This is a genomic window from Achromobacter sp. DH1f (assembly GCF_000633435.1).
GTDB lineage: Bacteria > Pseudomonadota > Gammaproteobacteria > Burkholderiales > Burkholderiaceae_B > Achromobacter > Achromobacter deleyi.
Window position 1 is genome coordinate 96,450 of sequence record NZ_AYMF01000011.1, and the last position, 20,500, is coordinate 116,949.

General features: G+C 67.1%; 17 protein-coding genes and 6 tRNA genes. 8 read left to right on the top strand and 15 right to left on the bottom strand.

What is annotated here, in order from left to right:
- Window positions 1–142 precede the first annotated feature (142 nt).
- The 3 genes from U858_RS0111405 to mobA are packed head-to-tail and all read left to right on the top strand — an operon-like array spanning window position 143 to window position 2,947.
- Window positions 143–1,213 (top strand): substrate-binding domain-containing protein, encoded by a 1,071-nt coding sequence (locus tag U858_RS0111405; protein ID WP_025137290.1) that lies wholly within the window; start codon window positions 143–145, stop codon window positions 1,211–1,213.
- 23 nt (window positions 1,214–1,236) lie between these two features.
- Window positions 1,237–2,331: a GTP 3',8-cyclase MoaA gene (gene moaA, locus U858_RS0111410; protein ID WP_025137291.1), complete on the top strand. Its 1,095-nt coding sequence runs from the start codon at window positions 1,237–1,239 to the stop codon at window positions 2,329–2,331.
- A complete protein-coding gene (mobA, locus tag U858_RS0111415; RefSeq protein ID WP_025137292.1) occupies window positions 2,324–2,947 on the top strand; it encodes a molybdenum cofactor guanylyltransferase MobA in 624 nt (207 codons plus the stop codon). Before moaA ends, mobA begins: the two co-directional genes overlap by 8 nt.
- Here mobA and glp read toward each other — a convergent pair.
- The 5 genes from glp to moaC are packed head-to-tail and all read right to left on the bottom strand — an operon-like array spanning window position 2,932 to window position 5,868.
- The gene (gene glp, locus U858_RS0111420; RefSeq protein WP_025137293.1) at window positions 2,932–4,137 is read right to left on the bottom strand and encodes a gephyrin-like molybdotransferase Glp; all 1,206 of its coding nucleotides are present in this window, start codon (window positions 4,135–4,137) and stop codon (window positions 2,932–2,934) included. The two genes, mobA and glp, sit on opposite strands and share 16 nt — an antisense overlap.
- Before the next feature lie 4 nt (window positions 4,138–4,141).
- Window positions 4,142–4,663: a molybdenum cofactor biosynthesis protein B gene (gene moaB, locus U858_RS0111425; protein ID WP_025137294.1), complete on the bottom strand. Its 522-nt coding sequence runs from the start codon at window positions 4,661–4,663 to the stop codon at window positions 4,142–4,144.
- The gene (locus U858_RS0111430; RefSeq protein ID WP_029953748.1) at window positions 4,660–5,142 is read right to left on the bottom strand and encodes a molybdenum cofactor biosynthesis protein MoaE; all 483 of its coding nucleotides are present in this window, start codon (window positions 5,140–5,142) and stop codon (window positions 4,660–4,662) included. Before U858_RS0111430 ends, moaB begins: the two co-directional genes overlap by 4 nt.
- Before the next feature lie 5 nt (window positions 5,143–5,147).
- Window positions 5,148–5,399, bottom strand: a complete 252-nt coding sequence (locus U858_RS0111435) for a MoaD/ThiS family protein (RefSeq protein ID WP_025137296.1) — start codon at window positions 5,397–5,399, stop codon at window positions 5,148–5,150.
- The gene (gene moaC / locus U858_RS0111440; protein WP_025137297.1) at window positions 5,380–5,868 is read right to left on the bottom strand and encodes a cyclic pyranopterin monophosphate synthase MoaC; all 489 of its coding nucleotides are present in this window, start codon (window positions 5,866–5,868) and stop codon (window positions 5,380–5,382) included. The genes U858_RS0111435 and moaC overlap by 20 nt, the downstream gene beginning before the upstream one ends.
- 241 nt (window positions 5,869–6,109) lie before the next feature.
- On the opposite strand from moaC, the gene U858_RS0111445 reads away from it, so the two are divergent.
- Window positions 6,110–9,784, top strand: a complete 3,675-nt coding sequence (locus U858_RS0111445; protein ID WP_025137298.1) for a DUF748 domain-containing protein — start codon at window positions 6,110–6,112, stop codon at window positions 9,782–9,784.
- A gap of 74 nt (window positions 9,785–9,858) precedes the next feature.
- The gene (locus U858_RS0111450) at window positions 9,859–10,743 is read left to right on the top strand and encodes a dienelactone hydrolase family protein (protein WP_025137299.1); all 885 of its coding nucleotides are present in this window, start codon (window positions 9,859–9,861) and stop codon (window positions 10,741–10,743) included.
- Between the two features lie 723 nt (window positions 10,744–11,466).
- Here the strand turns inward: U858_RS0111450 and U858_RS0111455 are convergent.
- A complete protein-coding gene (locus U858_RS0111455; RefSeq protein WP_025137300.1) occupies window positions 11,467–11,892 on the bottom strand; it encodes a hypothetical protein in 426 nt (141 codons plus the stop codon).
- A gap of 246 nt (window positions 11,893–12,138) precedes the next feature.
- Between U858_RS0111455 and U858_RS0111460 the strand changes: the two genes are divergently transcribed.
- Window positions 12,139–12,642 (top strand): peroxiredoxin, encoded by a 504-nt coding sequence (locus U858_RS0111460; protein ID WP_025137301.1) that lies wholly within the window; start codon window positions 12,139–12,141, stop codon window positions 12,640–12,642.
- An 89-nt stretch (window positions 12,643–12,731) separates the two neighbouring features.
- Window positions 12,732–14,276 (top strand): MFS transporter, encoded by a 1,545-nt coding sequence (locus tag U858_RS0111465; RefSeq protein ID WP_025137302.1) that lies wholly within the window; start codon window positions 12,732–12,734, stop codon window positions 14,274–14,276.
- Between the two features lies 1 nt (window position 14,277).
- Here the strand turns inward: U858_RS0111465 and U858_RS0111470 are convergent, their stop codons facing one another.
- The 9 genes from U858_RS0111470 to U858_RS0111510 all read right to left on the bottom strand — a co-directional run bounded on the left by U858_RS0111470 (window position 14,278) and on the right by U858_RS0111510 (window position 18,977).
- Window positions 14,278–15,153 (bottom strand): DMT family transporter, encoded by an 876-nt coding sequence (locus tag U858_RS0111470; RefSeq protein ID WP_025137303.1) that lies wholly within the window; start codon window positions 15,151–15,153, stop codon window positions 14,278–14,280.
- A complete protein-coding gene (gene bioB / locus U858_RS0111475) occupies window positions 15,150–16,241 on the bottom strand; it encodes a biotin synthase BioB (protein ID WP_025137304.1) in 1,092 nt (363 codons plus the stop codon). The genes U858_RS0111470 and bioB overlap by 4 nt, the downstream gene beginning before the upstream one ends.
- A 252-nt stretch (window positions 16,242–16,493) precedes the next feature.
- The gene (locus tag U858_RS0111480) at window positions 16,494–17,981 is read right to left on the bottom strand and encodes a helix-turn-helix transcriptional regulator (RefSeq protein ID WP_025137305.1); all 1,488 of its coding nucleotides are present in this window, start codon (window positions 17,979–17,981) and stop codon (window positions 16,494–16,496) included.
- A gap of 227 nt (window positions 17,982–18,208) precedes the next feature.
- Window positions 18,209–18,285, bottom strand: a tRNA-Asp gene (locus U858_RS0111485).
- A gap of 70 nt (window positions 18,286–18,355) precedes the next feature.
- Window positions 18,356–18,431, bottom strand: a tRNA-Glu gene (locus U858_RS0111490).
- Window positions 18,432–18,465: 34 nt separating this feature from the next.
- A tRNA-Ala gene (locus U858_RS0111495) sits at window positions 18,466–18,541 on the bottom strand.
- A gap of 105 nt (window positions 18,542–18,646) precedes the next feature.
- Window positions 18,647–18,723: transfer RNA gene (locus tag U858_RS0111500), tRNA-Asp, on the bottom strand.
- Between the two features lie 62 nt (window positions 18,724–18,785).
- Window positions 18,786–18,861: transfer RNA gene (locus U858_RS0111505), tRNA-Glu, on the bottom strand.
- A gap of 40 nt (window positions 18,862–18,901) precedes the next feature.
- Window positions 18,902–18,977: transfer RNA gene (locus U858_RS0111510), tRNA-Ala, on the bottom strand.
- Window positions 18,978–19,358: 381 nt separating this feature from the next.
- On the opposite strand from U858_RS0111510, the gene U858_RS0111520 reads away from it, so the two are divergent.
- Window positions 19,359–20,414: an aldo/keto reductase gene (locus U858_RS0111520; RefSeq protein WP_029953753.1), complete on the top strand. Its 1,056-nt coding sequence runs from the start codon at window positions 19,359–19,361 to the stop codon at window positions 20,412–20,414.
- Window positions 20,415–20,500: the final 86 nt, after the last annotated feature.

The following is a 20,500-nucleotide window of genomic DNA, read 5'->3' on the forward strand; positions in this document are numbered from 1 at the left end:
GTGTGCTGGACCCCATTGCAGGGGTTTTATCGTGGGGCGGCGTCCAGAGGTTTAATGTGCTTTAAAAAACATATTAATGACCCATGCGCCGCGTTATTTGTGTACTCTAAACAGGTAATTAAACCCGTTCAATAAGAAATAAATGACATATAAGATCGGCCTGCGGCCCCAATGGACCCTGGGCGGAGACGACGCGGCGCCCGTGCCCTTGCAGGACATGCTGGCGCTCTTGGCCGCCATCGACGCCACCGGCAACATCGCCGGCGCCTGTCGCGCCTGCGGGTTGTCGTACCGCCACGCCTGGGGCGTGCTGCGCCGTTTCGAAGGCATCTTCGGCACCCAGCTGCTGATCACCAACCGGCGCCAGGGCACGCAGCTGTCGCCGTTCGCGCAGCGCCTGTTGTGGGCCAACCGCCGCATCGAGGCGCGACTGATGCCCACCCTGGACAGCATGGCGTCCGAGTTGCAGGAAGAACTGGCGCGGCTGCTGCCCGAAAACGGCCCCCACCTGCGGCTGCACGCCAGCCATGGCTTTGCCGTGGAATCGCTGATGGAACACATGGGCACGCGCAAGCCGGGGCTGGAATTGCGCTATCGCACGGCCATCGAGGCCCTGGCCTCGCTGGAACGCCACGAATGCGATCTGGCCGGCTTCCAGGTGCCGCTGGGCGACTTCGAGGCGCCCATCATGGAACGCTACGCCCAGTGGCTGCATGCCGACGAATACCTGCTGATCCACCTGGCGGTGCGCAACACGGGCCTGTTCGTCATCGCCGGCAACCCCAAGCGCATCCGTGGCATGGCCGACCTGGCACGCCAGGACGTACGCTTCGTCAACCGCCAGATCGGCTCCAGCACCCGCTACCTGGTGGGCCTGATGCTGCAACGCGCGGGCGTGTCGATCAGCGAGGTGCAGGGCTACGAAACCAACGAATTCACCCATATGGCCATTGCCGCCCACATCGCCAGCGGCATGGCCGACACCGGCGTGGGCGTGGAAACCGCCGCCTGCCGCTTCGGCCTGGACTTCATTCCGCTGGTGCGCGAACGCTACTTCTTCGCCATCCGCAAGACCTCGCTCGATACGCCCGCCATGCAGGATCTGCTGACCCTCATGCGCAGCCCCGACTACGTCGGCTACGTGGGCCAGCTGGTGGGCTACGACGCCAGCCATACCGGCCAGCTGCAAACCCTGGACGAGGCCTTTGCCTGAGCGCACCGGGCTATGATGATTCCATGAGCAAAGTGATCCTTCTTGCTGATCGCCGCAACGACCTGCCGGCCCCCGTCGCGCCCCCCGCGCCGGGCCAGCCCGCGCTCGACCTGCGCGCGCGGCCGCTGCGCGACCTGCGCATCTCGGTCACCGATCGCTGCAACTTCCGCTGTACCTACTGCATGCCGCGCGAGGTCTTCGATGCCGACTACACCTTCATGCGGCATTCCGACCTGCTGTCGTTCGAGGAAATCGCGCGCCTGGCCGGCGTGTTCACCCGCCTGGGCGTCGAAAAGATCCGCCTGACCGGCGGCGAGCCCCTGCTGCGCAAGCACCTGGAAAACCTGGTGGGCCTGCTGGCCGACGTGCGTACGCCCGCCGGCCAGCGGCTGGAACTGACCCTGACCACCAACGGCAGCGTGCTCGAACGCAAGGCCGCCGACCTGAAAGCCGCGGGCCTGACCCGCGTCACCGTCAGCCTGGACGCGCTGGACGCCGCCATGTTCCAGGACATGAGCGACAGCGGCTTCACGCCCGACGACGTGCTGCGCGGCATCGATGCCGCCGCCCGCGCGGGCCTGGCCCCCGTCAAGGTCAACATGGTGGTGCGGCGCGGCCTGAACGACGCCCAGATCCTGCCCATGGCCGAACGGTTCCGCCACAGCGGCCACATCCTGCGCTTCATCGAATACATGGACGTCGGCAACACCAACGGCTGGAACCTCACCGAAGTCGTGCCCAGCCAGGAAGTGCTGGCGCGCATCGGCGCGGTCTATCCGCTGGCGCCGGTGGCCGCCGACGACATGGGCCGTGTCGCCGAGCGTTGGCGCTACCTGGATGGCGGCGGCGAGATCGGCGTCATCTCCAGTGTGTCCCATGCGTTCTGTGGCGGCTGTACGCGCGCGCGCCTGTCGCCGGAAGGCAAACTCTTTTTGTGCCTGTTCGCGCACCAGGGCTACGACCTGCGCGCGCCGCTGCGCGACGGCGCCAGCGACGACGAACTGGCCGCCATCCTCACGGGCATCTGGGCTGGCCGCGGCGACAACTATTCTGAACAGCGCGGCCGCCACATGGCTGACCCGGCCCGCAAAGTCGAAATGAGCTACATCGGTGGCTGATCCCGCCTCTGGCTTGACTCCGCAGCGCATCGCCGGCCTGATCCTGGCCGGCGGCCAGGGCTCGCGTATGGATGGCCGCGACAAAGGCCTGGCGGTACTGCGCGGCGAGCCGCTGGTGGCCCACGTGGCGCAGCGCCTGGCGCCGCAAGTGGGTACGTTGATCATCAGCGCCAACCGCAATGCCGAGGTCTATGCCCGCTATGGCCGCGTCGTGGCGGACGACACCGACGCGCTGGGCGCCTGGCAAGGGCCGCTGGCCGGCCTTGCCGCCGGGCTGGCCGCGGCCGCTGCGTGTGATTGGTTGGTGACCGTGCCTTGCGATACGCCTTTCCTGCCCGGCGATCTGGCGGCCCGCCTGATCGCCGTGGCGCAAGCGGCCGGCGCGCCGCTGGCCTATGCCGTGGCCGGCGGCCGGCGCCATCCGGCCTGCATGGCCGTGCGCCCGGCCTTATTGCCGGCGCTGCGCGATTACCTGGCGAGTGGGGAACGCAAGGTCGGCCTGTGGCAGTCGCAGGCGGGCGGCGTGGCCGCCGCCTTCGACGATGCGCCGGACGCGTTCATGAACCTGAATACGCCCGACGACCTGGCCGCCGCCGAACGCTACGCCAGCCAGTGACGCAGGTCGTAGTAGGGCACGCGGTCGCGGTCCTGCACCGGCACGTCGGCCGGCAGACGCGCCAGACCCGTGGCCCAGGGCAATGAACTGATCACCCCAGACCCTTGGTGGCCGTAAGGCACCAGTTCGGCGTTGCCGTCGTCGCCCGTGCGGCGCTGCACGCGCAGGAATTCCTCGCGCGCATCCTGGCGCGGATGCTCGGTGCGCAGCGGCAACCGGCTGACCGGCGGGAACAATTCCTCGCGGCCCTGCATGCGCCGCACCAGCGGCGACACCAGCAGTGTGAACACGGCGTAGGCCGACACCGGATTGCCCGGCAGGCTCACCACCGGCTTGCCGTCGATCTGTGCCAGCGCCACCGGCTTGCCCGGCTTCATGCGCACCTTCCACAGCGATAGCTCGCCGCCCAGCGCGGCCAGCGCCGGCTTGACCAGATCGCGCTCGCCCACCGACACGCCGCCCACGCTCAGCACCAGGTCGCATTCGGCCAGCAAAGTCTTGAAGGCGGCCAGCAGGTCGGCTTCGGTGTCGCGGGCGTGCAGCACCAGGGCAGGGTCCGCGCCCATGCCGCGCACCAGCGCGGCCAGCATCGGGCCGTTGGAGTTGTAGATCTGCGCCGGCTCGCGCGCACCGCCCGGCGGCACCAGTTCGTCGCCGGTCGTCAGGATGCCGACCTTCAGGCGGCCCACCACCGGCACGCTGGCCAGGCCCTGCGAGGCCAGCAGGGCAATGTGGGCGGCCTGCAAGGGGGTGCCGGCGGCCAGCAGCGGGGCGCCGGCCAGCGTGTCTTCGCCACGCAGGCGAATGTGCTGGCCCAGGCGCGGTTCGCGCGTGATTTCCACCTGGTTATCGGCTTCGTGCGTGTCTTCCTGCATCACCACCGTGTCGGCGCCCGCGGGCACCAGGCTGCCCGTGAACAGGCGGATGGCGTGGCCGGGCTTGAGCGGCTCGGGCGTGTCGCCGGCATAGCAGCGCTGCTGGATGGGCAGGCGGGCGCCCGGCTGCCAGTCGGCCAGGCGCACCGCGTAGCCGTCCATGGCGCTGTTGTCGGCCGGCGGAATGTCCACCGTGGCGTCCAGGTCGGCAGCCAGCACGCGCCCGGGGGCGTCGGCCAGGCTGGCATGCTCGCGGCGGGCGAGCGGGACGGCCGCATTGGCCAGCAGGGTCTGGGCTTGATCGAAATCCAGCATGGGGTCAGTGGTCTTGTTCGCGGTGTTGAAGATGCGTGGCGAAATTGCAGGGGCGATGGCTGTTGTCCAGCTGCTCGCGGATGATCTGGGTCCAGGCCGTTTCGCAGGCGTTGTTGGACCCCGGCAGGCAGAACAGCAGCGTCTGGTTGGCCGACCCGGCAAAGGCGCGCGACTGGATGGTCGAGCTGCCGATCTCGGTGTAGGAAAGCTGGCGGAACAGTTCGCCAAAGCCAGGAATCTCGCGGTCCAGCAGCGGGGTGATGGCCTGGGGCACGTGGTCGCGGTGCGAAAAGCCCGTGCCGCCGGTGGTCAGGATGACCTGCACCTCGGGGTCGGCGATCCAGTCGCTGATGACACGCCGGATCAGGTAGATATCGTCTCGGACGATGTCGCGCCGCACGCATTGGTGGCCGGCCTGCGCCAGGCTGTGCGCCAGCAGGTTGCCGGACGTGTCGTCACCGGCGCTGCGGGTGTCGCTGATCGTCAGCACGGCGCAGGCCAGCGAGACGGGGGTGGCGTCGTTCATGCGGTCTCCTTGGGGGGCGGGGTGTCGGCATCCCAGGACTGCGTGCGGTCCTGGTCGGATTGGCGCTGTTCGACCCAGAAGCTGTCGCCGCCGGCCAGCGTCTCGCGCTTCCAGAAGGGCGCGCGGGTCTTGAGCGCGTCGATGATGAATTCGCAGCCGCGGAAGGCATCGCCGCGGTGGGCGCTGGCGGCGGCCACGAACACGATCTGCGCGTTGCGGGTCAAGGCGCCCACCCGGTGCACGATCACGGTGCCGTCCAGCTGCCAGCGCGCGCGCGCCGTGGCGGCGATGTCTTCGAGCTCGCACTCGCACATGCCGGGGTAGTGTTCCAGGTACAGCGTGTCGGTGGGGGTGTCCGGCGCGTAGTCGCGCACATAGCCCACGAACGTGACGATGCCGCCCACGCCCGGGCCGGCGCTGGCGCGCAGGGCCGCCGTCAGCGCGGCCGCGTCGAAATCGGCTTCCTGCACGATGACCATGGCGCTCAGCCTCCGGTGACGGGTTCGAACACCGCCACCTCGTCGCCCGCGCGTATCGTCGCCGACGGCTTGGCGTGGGTCTGGTTGATGGCCAGCTTCAGCCGCGAGGCCGGTTCCAGCTGCGGATAGCGTGCGCCCAGCGCGGCCAGCAGCTGCGCCCCGGTGGATTCGCCGTCCAGCGGCCAGGCTTCGGCCCGCTTGCCGACCAGTTCGGCCACGCGGGCGAAATACAGAAGATCAATCGTTGCGCCATTCACCGCTTTTTCCTCCCGCCTTGTACTTCAGGCGTACCTGTTCGATCACGATGCCCTTGTCCGCCGCCTTGCACATATCGTAGATGGTCAGCGCGGCCACGCTGCAGGCCGTCATGGCTTCCATTTCGACACCGGTCTTGTAGCTGGTGCGGCAGGTCGCCTGGATGTCGATGCGGTGCGCGGCGTCGTCCAGCGAGAATTCCACCCCCACGAACGACAGCGGCAGGCTGTGGCACAGGGGAATCAGTTCGGCGCAGCGCTTGGCGGCCAGGATGGCGGCCACGCGCGCGGTGTTCAGCACCTCGCCCTTGCCGCGGCCCGGCTGCGTCAACAGGCCATAGGCCACCTCGTTCATGCGGACGCTGGCGGCGGCGACGGCCACGCGCTCGCTGTCCGTCTTGGCGATCACATCGACCATACGGACCTGGCCGGCTTCATCCAGGTGGCTCAAGGTGGGGGTGGGCGTGGACATGGGAATCGGGACCGAGAATTGTTAATGATTGAAAAGCCTGGCCCCGGCAGGCCGTGGCGGGGCCATTGATACGCCTATGATAACGAGGGTTTATCGGCCCGGCCTTGCTGAAGAATAAAAGAACCTTATGTTTTCATGCCCCTGAGGGGGCATTTTGCTTTTCGGGATGGGCCGCAAAAAGCACCCCACATTTGCTCGAAGGACGCGATAATGGCCTTCAATTCGTATCAGGAGACGCGCAATGCCCTTGCGGATGCCCAAGTTCCGGTTCACCCGCCGCTTAGGCAAGATTCTCTTGGGCGTCGTGGCCGTGGCGCTGATCCTGTGCGGCGTTGCAGCATGGCAGGTGCCCAAGGTCCTGCATAACGTCCTGACTCAGGACGTGGGCAAGATGATCGGCCGCGACGTCTCCGTCGGCAAGATCACCTTCAATCCCTTCACCCTGACCGTGCGCGCGCGCGATCTCGCCGTGGCCCAGCCCGGCTCGCAGACGCCGCTGCTCACCGCTGCCGAACTGGACGTCAGCGCCGCCTGGTCCTCGCTGTTCTGGTTCGCCCCCGTGGTCGACCGCTTCACCCTGCGCGCGCCCACCGTCTCGATCGTGCGCGAAGACGTCACCCGCTTCAATTTCTCCGACATCCAGCAGCGCGTGGCCGAGATGACCGCCGCCAAGCCCGACGAACCGCCCAAGCCCGACGAGGGCCCGCCGCGCTTCTCCCTGAACAACATGGTGATCGAAGGCGGCGTCGTCACGCTGGACGACAAGGTCACCGGCCGCAAGCAGGTCATCGACGAACTGGCCGTGGGCGTGCCGTTCATCTCCACCTTCGGCTACGCCACCGACATCGACGTGCAGCCCCGGCTGCACCTGCGCATCAACGGCAGCCCGTTCGACCTGACCGGCGTGGCGCGGCCCTTCGACAAGGTTCCGTCATCGACCCTGCGGGTGGCCTTCACCGGCCTGCAACTCGAAAAATGGGCCGACGTCTGGCCCATGCCGCTGCCCTTCAAGCTGGAACGCGCGCTGCTCGACTCCAACCTGCAGGTCGTCTTCGAACAGCCCAAGGACGCCCCGCCCAAGATCCGCGTCGTCGGCGACCTGGGCCTGCGCCAGTTCGACCTGCGCGACACGGCCGGCGAAAGCCTCGCCGCCTGGAGCGCCCTGACTGTCAGCCGCCTCGAACTCGAACCCATCGCCCGCCAGGTCTACGTCGGCGACGTCGGCCTGTGGGCCCCGCAGGTCTATGCGCGCCGCTACAGCAACCAGCACCTGAACTGGCAGGACGTGGTCGACAAGCTCAAGGCGCTGGGCGGCCCGGCCCCGGCGGCCAAGCCCGCCGCCGCCAAGCTCGATGCCGCCAAGCAAGCCCCCGCCAAGGTAGCCGCGGCACCCGCCGCCCCTCCCGCGGCAGAAGCCGGGAAGGGCGCCGTACCCCCAGCCGCTACGCCCGCCGCCAGCGCCTCCACCGCGCCGACCGCCGCGTCGCCCGGCCAGGCAACGCCCGCTGCCGGAACGCCTGCCGCTACCGCAGCCTCCGGCAAGCCAGCGGCTGCACCGGGCGGTGTCCCCGCCGCGGCCACGGCATCTGCCCCCGCCGCAGGCGCCGCTCCCGCCCCCGACGGCACCCCGGCCACCCCCGCCGCGCCTGCCGAATGGAAGGTCACGCTCGACGCCTTCAACATCCACGAAGGCGAGCTCTACGTCACCGACGCCATCAGCAAGCTCGATTACACGATGACTGGCCTGGCCGTCACCGTCGAAGGCGTGGCGCTGCCGCAGGTCAAGGACCAGCCCATCAACCTGTGGCTCACCGTGGACAACAGCACCGATGGCGGCTGGATCCGCGCCAAGGGGCCGCTGGTGCTGCAACCCCTGTCGCTCGAACTGTCGGTCCGGCTGGGCAACGTCGCCCTGGCGCCGTTCGCCCCCGCCGTCCGCAGCCTCTCGCCCGTGCAACTGCTGGACGGCCGCCTCGGCCTTACCGCCCAGGTGCACGTCCTGGACAAGAACGGCGCCATCGACGCGTCCGCCACCGGCGTGCGCGCCGAACTGGCCCAATTCAAGGCCCGCGACGAAACCCTGAACCCGCCGCTGGACATCGCCCTGCAAAAACTGGCCGTCACCGCCGACCGCCTGGCCATGGGCCCCGGCCAAAGCAACTTCACCCTGGCCGCCGCTGGTATCCAGGGCGACGGCAAGCTCGACCTCAAGGGCGTCTTCACCCCGCAGCCGCTCACCGTCAAGACCTCGGTCGACCTGGCCGGCCTGAACGTCGCGTCCTTCGCGCCCTACGCCGCCTCCAGCCTGAACGCCACCGTGCGCGCCATCACCCTGGCCGCCAAGGGCGACGCCGAATTCGCCGCTGCCGCCGGCAACGCCCCCATGAAGGCCGGCTGGAAAGGCGGCGTCGACATCACCGACGTCGACCTGCAGGACCGCGTCAACAAAGACGACTTCCTGAACTGGAAACGCCTGGCCTTCTCGGGCATGAACATCTCGGTGGCCGGCGACAAGATCGGCGCCGCCCTGGGCGACATCGCGCTCGACGACTTCTATGGCCGCATCCTGCTCAACGCCCAGGGCCGCCTGAACGTCATGGACCTCGTCGCCGCGCCCGGCCAGGCCGGCGGCTCCATCACCCAGGACACCCAGACCCCCGGCCGCAACGCCGCGCCGCCCGCCCCGGCGGCCGCCGCCGCGCCCAGCGCCAAGGGCGGCGGCATGCCCGACATCTCGCTCAACAGCGTCACCCTGTCGCGCGGCCGCATGACCTTCACCGACCGCTTCGTCAAACCCAACTACGTCGCCGAACTGTCCAGCATCGACGGTTCCATCACCGCCGTCTCGTCCACCAACCCGCAGCCCGCCAAGGTCAAGGTCACCGGCCGCGTCTACACCACCGCGCCCCTGTCCATCAGCGGCATCGTGCAGCCCTTTGCCAAGTTCCTGTCGCTGGACCTGAAGGCCTCGGCCAAGGGCGTGGACCTGCCGCGCTTCAACACCTATTCGGCCAAATACGTCGGCTACCCCATCAAGCGCGGCAAACTGTCCGTCGACCTGGAATACAAGATCAAGGACCGCGCGCTGCTCGCCACCAACCACGTGGTACTGAACCAGCTCACCTTCGGCGACAAGACCAACAGCCCCGACGCCACCAAGCTTCCCGTGCTGCTGGCCGTGGCCCTGCTCAAGGACTCGCGCGGCAACATCGACATCAACCTGCCCATCTCCGGTTCGCTGGACGATCCCGAATTCTCCGTCGGCGGCATCGTCGTGCGCGTGCTGCTCAACCTTGTCGTCAAGGCCGTCACCTCGCCCTTCAGCCTGCTCGCATCCGCCTTTGGCGGCGGCGAAGAACTGTCCTACGTCGAATTTGCCCCGGGCAGCGCCGCGCTCACCGAAGACTCGCTGCAGCGTATCGAAACGCTCACCAAGGCTCTGGCCGACCGCCCCGCGCTCAAGATGGACCTGAGCGGCCGCGCCGACCCCAAGACCGACATGGAAGGCCTGCGCCAAGCCTGGGTCGATGCCAAGATCCGCGCCGCCAAGGCCCGCGACGTCGCCCCCCGCGGCAAGAAGCCCGACCCCGCCGGCGTCGAGGTCTCCGGCGCCGAACGCGCCAAATACCTCGAAAAGGTCTACGACGACACCGACATCAAGGACAAGCCCCGCAATTTCATCGGCATGGCCAAGTCCGTGCCGCCGGCAGAAATGGAGGAGATGTTGCGCGGCGTGGCCCAGGTCGGCGACGAACAGTTGCGCCAACTGGCCGACGCCCGCGCGCAAGCGGTCTATGAAAAGCTGCAAGCCCAGGAAGGACTCGCGGATCGCGTGTTCATCGTTGCCCCGCAACTGAACGCCGATGGCATCAAGGACGAGGGCCAGCCCTCGCGCGTGGACTTCTCCCTGAAGTGAACCCGGCGGTCCGCCGCGACGCCCAGTCAAGCAAACTGGCGTCCGGCAGCCCGCCCTTTGCCCGGAGATTCATGATGAAAGACCAGGACGCCCATTTCGACAGCCTGCTGCCGCCCCTGCGACTGGACCGGCGAGGCTTCATCGCCACCACCGTCGCCGCCGGCTTCTCCCTGGCCGCCGGCCCCGCCGTCGCCCAGACCGCCATCCACACCGACGCCAACGGCCTCACCGCCGGCAAGGTCGACATCCCCACCACCGACGGCAAGATGCCGGCCTACCGCGCCGCGCCCGCCGGCAAGAAAAACCTGCCCACCGTCCTGGTCATCTCCGAAATCTTCGGCGTCCACGAATACATCCAGGACGTCTGCCGCCGCCTGGCCCACCTGGGCTACCTGGCCATCGCCCCCGAACTCTTCGCCCGTCAGGGCGACCCGTCCAAGTACACCGAAATCCCCAAGCTGCAAGCCGAGATCATCAGCAAGGTCCCCGACAAACAAGTCGAGGCCGACCTGGACGCCACCACCGCCTGGGCCGCCGCCAACGGCGGCAGCGCCGACAAGCTCGGCATCGTCGGCTTCTGCTGGGGCGGCCGCCAAGTCTGGCTCTACGCCGCCCACAACCCCAAACTCAAAGCCGGCGCCGCCTTCTACGGCCAACTGGGCGGCGAACCCAGCGACCTCAAACCCAAGTCCGTCCTGAGCCAGGTCAACGACCTCAAGGCCCCCGTCCTGGGCGCCTACGGCGGCAAGGACGCCGGCATCCCCCTGACCGACGTCGACAAGATGCGCATCGAACTCGCCAAGGGACCGGCCGCCGCCAAGGCCTCGCGCATCGACGTCTACCCCGAAGCCCCGCACGCCTTCCACGCCGACTACCGGCCAAGTTACCGAAAGGCGGAGGCCGAACAGGCGTGGCAAAGAATGCTGGATTGGTTCAAGCAGAACGGACTGGGGGTCTAGGTTGGTTTAATGCTTGGATGTGTGCTTCGTAGGTCGCCCCTGGTGGCGGGGTTGCTCGGGGGGCGCGCCCACGATTGCGGTCCGGAGCCTTCGCTCCGGACTGCCCCTGCGTCATCCTCGTACGCCTTCGGCTCCCTACGGATTCCCTCGGGCGCATCGAGGTTGCGCCCCCCGAGCAACCCCGCCACCAGGGGCTGGCAGTAGCGGCTCATGTGAGGCCGCCAGGCCGGAGGGGAGGGGCGAGGTTTGCGTCGCCCGCCGAAACCGGCTGCGCGGGCAGCCGGCCCCGGCTTACGCATCGTGCTGCGTCGTGACGCTGGCGCTTCGCGATTGCGGGGGATTGCGCGCGAAGGTGCTGTGGCGGCTCAGCAAGGGCGCGGCGAAGGTCCACTCAGTTGGAAAGAAAGCCAGCCTTCAATACCGCGCTGATCCCATCAGCCGGCATAAAGACTGCGATCCATGAAGCCTGCCTCGTGTTTGAGCAGTACCCAAACCCGAGACAACGGAGCCCGGAGCGTCGGGGGCAGGCGGTGGGCGGGGCGTGTAGATGCGCCCGAGGGAATCCGTAGGGAGCCGAAGGCGTACGAGGATGACAACGGGGCAGTCCGGAGCGAAGGCTCCGGACCGCAATCGTAGCCCCGCCCACCGCCTGCCCCCGGCGCTCCGGGCGGCATAAGAAATCAGCCCGACGCCAGCAATAACTCTTTAGCCGCCACCAGAAACCTACTTCTCAGCACTCTCCCCCGGCAACCCATCGCTGACCTCAGCCAGAGCCGCCTTCATATCCTCATAGGAAATCACCCGCTCATTCTGAAAGCTGCCGAGCACCCCCCGGCAACCATCCACCCCCGAGCGCTTCATTTCTTCCATCATCGTCGTCCCATCAGAAAGCCCCTTCTGATAAAGCCCGTCGTACCCCGAAGCAGAAAACCCATATTCCTTGGCATAGCGCTCAAGGTTCTTGCGGGACGTTGCCTCGTGCTGCGCCAGGTCCGGTTCAGACGCCCCGCAAGCCCGGGCGGCGCCGTTGGACGCACCCGCCGCCACCACGAACGATTCAAATTGCGCCTGCTCCGCTGCATCCGGAGCGGCCCAGGCCGGCACGGCCGAGGCCATCATCCAGGCCAGGCCCATCAGTAATTGACGCATCGATATCCCTCCACAAAGCGCTCACCGCGCCACATCTGCGCGACAGCCATTGATCACCGTCACATTATGGCAACGATCACGTTGCATGCCGTTTCATTGAAAGTGTGGAGTCGTATCAGACTGTGCTTCTTTTTTTCCCATTCCGGCCTGCCCGCCTGCAGCCGCCCCGCGCACGAACTATGATGGCGGTTGTGGGGCGCCTTGCGCCCCAATGCAACACCCCCATCACATACTGGAGATCTCCCCATGACCATCAAAGTCGGCGACCGCGTGCCCGATGGCACCCTGACCGAATTCATCGAAACCGAAAGCGAAGGCTGCTCCCTCGGCCCCAACGCCTTCCAGGTCGCCGACCTGACCCGTGGCAAGACCATCGCCCTGTTTGCCTTGCCCGGCGCCTTCACCCCCACCTGCTCCGCCAAGCACCTGCCGGGCTACGTCGAGCAAGCCGCCGCCCTCAAGGCCAAAGGCGTCGACGAAATCTGGTGCGTGTCCGTCAACGACGCCTTCGTCATGGGCGCCTGGGGCCGTGAACAAAAGACCGAAGGCAAGGTTCGCATGCTCGCCGACGGTTCCGCCCTGTGGACCAAGGCCCTGGGCCTGGAACTGGACCTGATCCAGCGCGGCATGGGCGTGCGCTCGCAGCGCTACTCCGCCCTCATCGTCGACGGCGTGGTCAAGCACCTGAACATCGAAGGTCCTGGCAAGTTCGAAGTCAGCGACGCCGCGACGCTGCTGTCGCAGGCCTGATGTTCCCCGCGTAGTCTCGTTTCACCGCTTAACGCGCGGGCCGCTCCGGCGGCTCGCCGCGCTACCGCCAGCAGCGGTTGCCCAACGCCATGCTCGCCACCATCTCCTCCTTCTCGTCGCTGTATTTCGCGACCCTGCTGATGCTCATCGGCACCGGTCTCTTCAACACCTACATGGGGTTGAGGCTCACTGCGCAGTCCGTCAGCGAGGTCTGGATCGGCACCCTCATCGCCGGCTACTACCTGGGCCTGGTGTGCGGTGCGCGGCTGGGGCACAAACTCATCATCCGCGTCGGCCACATCCGCGCCTTCGTTGCCTGTGCGGCCATCGCCACCAGCATGATCCTGGCCCAGACGCTGGTCGACTCCATGCCGCTGTGGCTGGTGTTCCGCGTCATCTCGGGCATCGTCATGGTGACCGAATTCATGGTCATCGAAAGCTGGCTCAACGAACAAACCGAAAACCATCAGCGCGGACGCGTCTTCTCCGTCTACATGGTGGTGTCCGGCCTGGGCACCGTGCTGGGCCAGCTGGCCCTGACCGCCTACGCCACCCTTGACCTGCGGCCGCTGACCCTGGTGGCCATGTGCCTGGTGCTGTGCCTGGTGCCCATTGCCGTCACGGCCCGCTCGCACCCGCCCACGCCGCTGCCGGCCGCGCTCGACATCCGCTTCTTCATGCGGCGCGTACCGCTGTCCATGACCGTGCTGTTCGTGGCGGGCAACCTGTCGGGCGCCTTCTATGGCCTGGCCGCCGTGTACGGCGCCAAGCATGGCCTGTCCACCTCGCAGGCTGCCATCTTCGTCGCGGCCGCCGTGACCGCCGGTCTGCTGTCGCAGTGGCCCATGGGCTGGCTGTCGGATCGCATCAACCGTGCCGGCCTGATCCGCTTCAATGCCCTGTTGCTGGTCGTGCTGCCCACCGTCATGTGGGGTTGGTTCACCTTGCCCTACTGGGCGCTGGTGGCCATGTCCTGCGTCTTCGGCATCCTGCAGTTCACCCTGTACCCGCTGGGCGCCGCCTTCGCCAACGATCACGTCGAGTCCGAGCGCCGCGTCAGCCTGTCGGCCGTGCTGCTCATGACCTACGGCGTGGGCGCCTGTGTCGGCCCCATGATCGCGGGCCTGTTGATGTCGCTGGCCGGGCCCAGCATGTACTACGTCTTCATTTCCGCCTGCGCGCTGATCCTGGTGTGGCAGGTGCGGCCCACCCGCGTCACCGGCGCGCACCAGGTCGACGAGGCCCCGGTGCATTTCGTGCCCATGCCCGACACCCTGCAAAGCTCGCCTGCCGCGGCAGTGCTCGATCCGCGGGTCGACGTCGAAAACGACCTCAATATCGAAATGGTCCAGCCCGACCCGTCGGCCGCGCCCGCGCCGGTCGAGGGGGCAGGGGCGGTCGATCCTCCCATTGCCGAGCCGGTGGCCGACGCGGGGCTGGCATCGACCGCCGAATCGGCGGCTCAGCCTGCCGCAGAGCCTGTCGTTGAGCCGGCAGCCGAACCTGCGGCCGCACTGCCTCCGATTGCCGGCGTGGTCTCGAACCCCGTGCCGGCGCCTGCGCCCGAGCCGGATGCCCGCGACGACGAACGGGATCAGGCCGAGGCAGAACGGCGCAAGCGCACCGGAACGTGATTCAGATTGGGGCCATCAGCACGATGGCCGCCAGCGCCAGCAACAGCCCCAGGCCGTTCCAGCGGGTCAGCGGTTCGCGAAACACCAGGGCGCCGACCAGCGTGCCCAGCGTGATCACCCCCATGTTCATGGACGCAAACACCAGTGCGGGGTGCTCGGGCAGCGCCTGGTGCGCCCGGATATAGGTCAGGATGTTGGCGAAGTTCAGGCCACCCAGCGCCACGCCCGCCACCAGGTGGCGTGGCGCCCAGGCCACGCGGCGCCACAGCAGGTAGGCCAGCGTCAGCACGCCCGCCAGCGTGAACGCCAGCAGCAGGCCGCCCGCGAACGCCGTGCCGGCGCGCGCCATCTGCTTGAACAGGATGTCCACCAGCCCATAGGCCACCCACACCGCCAGCGGCCAGAGCCACAGGGCATGGGTATCGGCCAGGGATGCTGCCGGCGCGGCAGGCCTGGCCGCTGTCCGGCGCAGCAGGAAGAACAACGCGCTGAACGCCAGCGCAATCGCGCCCAGCTTGCGGGCCGTGACCGGTTCGCCGAACAGCAGAAATGCCGCCAGCAGCGGAATGAACAGCGACAGCCGCTGCGCCGCATCGCTGCGCACCACGCCCGCGTGGCGCACGGCCAGCGCCATGGCCATGAAGCCGCTGGGCAGCAGGACGCCCAGCGCGGCCAGCACCAGCCAGGGCGTCTGCGGCGTCAGCAGCGCCGCGGGGTCGGGCCGCAGCACCAGCCAGCAGAGCAGGGCGGCCACGGCGTAGTTCGCCAGGATGGCCTGGCGCACGTCCACCTGCCAGCGCCGCGCCAGCTTGAGCAGCGCGGCCACGCCGACGCTGCAGGCCACGCTGGCCAGCAGGTAGAACAGGCCCGGCGTCAGCGGCATGCGGGGGCGTCGTGCGCGCCGGGGTGGGCGCAGTCATGGGAATGCGTGTGGGCCGGGGCCGCGTGCAGGTCCTGGTGCGCGTGCGAGTGGCTGTGCGTGCCCGCGTCGATCCGCATGCCCAGGCGTTGCAGCAGGCGCTGGTCGGCTTCCATGCGCGGGTTGCCCGTGGTCAGCAGCACGTCGCCGTAGAACATCGAATTGGCGCCCGCCATGAAGCACAGCGCCTGCATCGCGTCGTCCATGGCCTCGCGGCCGGCCGACAGGCGCACCATGGCGCGCGGCATCGTGATGCGCGCCACGGCGATGGTGCGCACGAACTCGAACGGGTCCAGCGCCTCGACATCGGCCAGCGGCGTGCCTTCCACCCGCATCAGGTTGTTGATCGGCACCGACTCGGGGTAGGGCTCCATGTTGGCCAGCTGCGCGATCAGGCCGGCGCGCTCGCGGCGCGATTCGCCCATGCCCACGATGCCGCCGCAGCAGACGTTGATGCCCGCGCCGCGCACGCGTTCCAGCGTGTCCAGGCGATCCTGGTAGGTGCGGGTGGTGACGATCTTGCCGTAGAACTCCGGCGACGTGTCCAGGTTGTGGTTGTAGTAGTCCAGCCCGGCGTCCTTGAGCTGCTCGGCCTGGCCTTCGCGCAGCATGCCCAGCGTGACGCAGGTTTCCAGGCCCAGCGCCTTGACCGCGCTGACCATCTCGGCCACGGCCTCCAGATGGTGCGGCTTGGGGCTGCGCCAGGCGGCGCCCATGCAGAAGCGTTGCGCGCCGCCGGCTTGCGCCGCGCGGGCCGCGGCCAGCACCTCGTCCAGCGGCATCAGCTTTTCCGCTTCCAGGCCCGTGTCGTAGCGCGAGGACTGCGAGCAGTACCCGCAATCCTCGGGACAGCCCCCGGTCTTGATCGACAGCAGGCTCGACAGCTGGATGCCGTTCGGGTCGAAGTGGGCGCGGTGCGTCTGTTGGGCGCGGTGCACCAGGTCCATGAACGGCAGCTCATAGAGCGCCATCACGGCCTCGCTGCTCCAGGCGGGCGGGGGCAGCGTCTTGCTCGGTTTGGGAACGGGGATGTAGGCGGTCTGCATTAACGGACTCTCCAGAGGGGCTTGCGGGGATCGCGCCGCACGCCTTGAGACGGCGGCTTGATCGGCGGATCGTAAGAACCTGCGCAGGGTTTGCGCAATCTGGCGTCAGTTCTGCTTTTTAAAGGCGTGTTGCTGCCATTTTTATTGAAAATGGCGTTTTTTGAGGGTTCGGCTGCGCGAACGCGGCGGCATCTTCGCGCAGGCGCACCCCTTGATTATTTTGATTCAATTTGTAAATTCGGCGGGTGGGGCTCAGGTTTTCCCGGCTTTGCCCCGCGTCCGCGGCTTTTCGTGGCCGGTGATGCCGCGATCGCGCGCCCAGACGATGGCCGCACTGCGCCGGTGCACGCCGATCTTGCTGTAGATGGTGGCTACGTGGTTGCGCACCGTGTTGCGCGACAGGCGCAGCTGCTTGGCGATGTCGTCGTCATTGTGTCCCTGGCACAGCAGCCCCAGCACCTCGCGTTCGCGCGAGGTCAGTTGCGCCAGTTCGGCCACGTCGCGCGCGGCAGGCGCCGGCGACCGCAGTTGCGCCAGCTTCTCGATGATCCCGCGGCTGAACCAGGACGTATCCTGCATCACGGCCTCGATCGCGGTCAGCAGCTCGGTCTCGTTGCGCTTGCGTTCGCTGATGTCCTGCATCACCAGCAGCACGCGGCGCTCGCCGCCGATCATGACCGGTTCGGCCGAGACCAGGCAATCCAGTTCGCCGCCGTCGGCCGCGACCAACTGGCCGTCGCGGTTGCGCACGCTTTCGCCGCGCGCCAGGCTCTCGGCCATGCCTTCGAAGGGGCGCAGCCCCAAGGCCGTCAGCTCCTGGCCGGCGGCGTCGTCGGGCGATGCGCCGGTGGCCTGCGCAAAGGCATCGTTGATGTCCAGGGCGCGCAGCGATTCGCCTTCGCACAACGCCATGGGAACCGGCGCCAGGCGGAAGGCCTTGGAAAAGCGTTCTTCGCTTTGCTGCAGCGCCTCTTCGGCGCGCTTGCGCTTTTCCAGGTCGATGAAGGTGAACAGCATGCAGGGCTCGTCCTGCATGTCGATGGGTTGGCCGGCAACGATGACGAACTTGGCGCTGCCGTCGGCCAATCGCAGCACGCCTTCGCGCTGGGTGATCGTCAGGCCCGCATTCAGCTTGGCCACCGCATCGTCCTTGTCGCCGCCGTCCAGCACATCCAGTTCGTAGGCGGACTTGCCCAGCACCGCGTCGCGCGTCAGCCCCGTCATGTCCAGGAAACCCTGGTTGACCTTCACGTAGCGCAGGTCGGACAGGCGGCAGATCAGGGCGGGGGCGGGGTTGGCGCCGAACGTGCGCTCGAAGCGCTGCTCGGCGTTGAACTGGCCGGTCTGATCGTCCAGGATCAGCACGCGGTAGTCGTTGCCGTCGCCTTCGAGCAAGAGGCCGCGCGCCCGGATGTTGCGCAGGAAGTCGGCGTCATCCTTGCGCGTCAGGTCCAGTTGCAGGTCGTCGAACGGCTCGGCCGCGGCCAGGCGGTCCAGCGGGTAATGCCGGGCGGGCACGCGATGATGGTTGCGGTAGGTCAGGGCGAAGCGCTTGCGATAGCCTGCGGGCGTCTGGCCCAGGCCTTGCAGCATCTCTACCCCGTGCAGCGCCAGGGCGCTGTCGTTGGCCCAGGCGATGGCGCCGTCGGGCTCGATCAGGATGATGCCTTCGTTCAGGCCTGCGATGATGCGTTGCAGGTGTTGGCGGTGCGCGTGAGGAGCGGCATTGCTTGCGGTCACGTAAGCCTCTTTGCTTGGCGGGCACAAGCGCACAGGATGCGTTGGCAAGGCCGGCCTGTCCAGAGGATAAACGGACGAGACACACCAGGGAAAGGGTGCAGGGCGCTTGGCCGCGCCAAACAAAAAAGCTCCGGAATCCGGAGCTTTTGGCGGGCGCCTTCTGGCGCATTGCAGGGGTACCCCTGCGGAACAACTGGTCTCGCGATGCGAGATAAGCACAGAGTGCTTGGCGGAGCGGACGGGACTCGAACCCGCGACCCCCGGCGTGACAGGCCGGTATTCTAACCAACTGAACTACCGCTCCGCAGCGGCAACATCAACGTGCGCAATACACTGCTTGTCAGGGCAGCTTGGTAAAACATGCCAGGGTGAACTGGCGTCCCCTAGGGGATTCGAACCCCTGTACTCACCGTGAAAGGGTGATGTCCTAGGCCTCTAGACGAAGGGGACTTGAACAGAACTACTTTACTGCGAACTGCTTTACTGGTGGAGGTAAGCGGGATCGAACCGCTGACCTCTTGCATGCCATGCAAGCGCTCTCCCAGCTGAGCTATACCCCCCAGAAGTCCCTGCTGTTCCACACTTCAAACAACAAGGCTTACACCCTTATAAATGCAAAAAGCTCCCGGAACGGAGCTCTTGAACGGCACTGCGTAGAGCAAACTTGGCGGAGCGGACGGGACTCGAACCCGCGACCCCCGGCGTGACAGGCCGGTATTCTAACCAACTGAACTACCGCTCCGCAGCGGCATACTCAACTACTGTGACACTTCAACTGCATTCACATACTGCTGCCAGTAAGACTGGCGTCCCCTAGGGGATTCGAACCCCTGTACTCACCGTGAAAGGGTGATGTCCTAGGCCTCTAGACGAAGGGGACTTGGACCTGCACAAACTGTACTGCTTTCTTCGCTTTGGACTGGTGGAGGTAAGCGGGATCGAACCGCTGACCTCTTGCATGCCATGCAAGCGCTCTCCCAGCTGAGCTATACCCCCTGGTCACAACCGACTCTAAAATCCTTCAACGTTTTCACGATTTCTGGCGCTTTTCAGTGCCGTTTTTCGTGGTTCGTTGCCGGTTTTGTTTAGTGCCGTTGGCGAAGAAACGAGATTATGCACGAACTAAATTGGGTGTGCAAGTCGATGTGATGCAAAAAATGAAAAAGTTGAGGGGTTTTTTGATTCAAGGGGACGCATGAGTGGCGGCTGCGGCCTGATCGATGCCCATCAAAGCCGCTTTCCGGCGTTCGGAAAAGCACGCATGTGCTGCGATGATCGCCGGAAAATCAAAGGCTTGGCCGAGTGCTATCGTGGATGCTGCGAGGCGGCGGTGGCCGGCCTTGTCATGATGTCTTGCCGGCAGGAGATTTTTTTCGCATGAGCACAAAGACTTCTTTTCCCACGCGTCCGTTGGGGCGCAGCGACATGTCCATCACCCGCATCGGGTTGGGGGCCTGGGCCATGGGCGGCAACGACTGGGCGATCGGCTGGGGGCCGCAGGACGATACGGATTCGATCGCGGCCATCCGCCTGGCGGTCGATCGCGGCATCAACTGGATCGACACGGCTGCCGTCTACGGGTTGGGGCATTCCGAGGAAATCGTGGGGCGCGCGCTGGCGCAGATGAGTCCCGGCGAGCGGCCCTACGTGTTCACCAAGTGCGGCCTGACGTGGTCTGCCGACCAGCGGCAGGCAACCCCGCGGCGCAACGGCGCGCCGGCCAGCATCCGCCGTGAAATCGAAGGCTCGCTGCGCCGCCTGGGCGTCGAACGTATCGATCTCTACCAGATGCACTGGCCCGCGGGCGACGGCACGCCGCTCGAAGCCTATTGGCAGGAACTGCTGGATCTCAAGCAAGCGGGCAAGGTGCGCGCGGTGGGCCTGTCGAACCACAACCTGGCGCAGTTGCAGGACGCCGAAGCGCTGGGCCACGTGGAATCGCTGCAGCCGCCGTTTTCGGCGATCCAGCGCAGCGCCGCCGCTGATCTGATTCCGTGGTGCGCGCAGAACGGCACCGGCGTCATTGTCTACAGCCCGATGCAGTCGGGATTGCTCAGCGGCGGTTTTACCTCCGAGCGCGCGCAGGCCTTGCGCCAGGACGACTGGCGCTCGCGCAACGCCGAATTCAAGGCGCCCAATCTGGCGCGCAACCTGGCCTTGGCCGAAGCCTTGAAACCCATTGCCGAACGCCATGGCGCCACGCAGGCGGCGGTGGCCATCGCCTGGACGCTGGCGTGGCCGGGCGTCACGGGCGCCATCGTCGGGGCGCGCAATGCGGCGCAGGTCGATGGCGTGGTGGGCGCTGCCGAACTGGAGCTGGATGCCGACGACATGGCGCGCATCGCCGACGCCATCGAACTGACGGGCGCGGGCTTCGGGCCGCTGCGTCCGGAAGACGACAGCGGCGCGTTACCGGCCAATCTGTTTGCTTGAACGGCATGCCTGAAACCGTTGCCCGGCCCGCGGGAAGGCGGGTCGGGCAACGAAGATGAAGGGCAAAACAAGCGAGCAAAGACGGC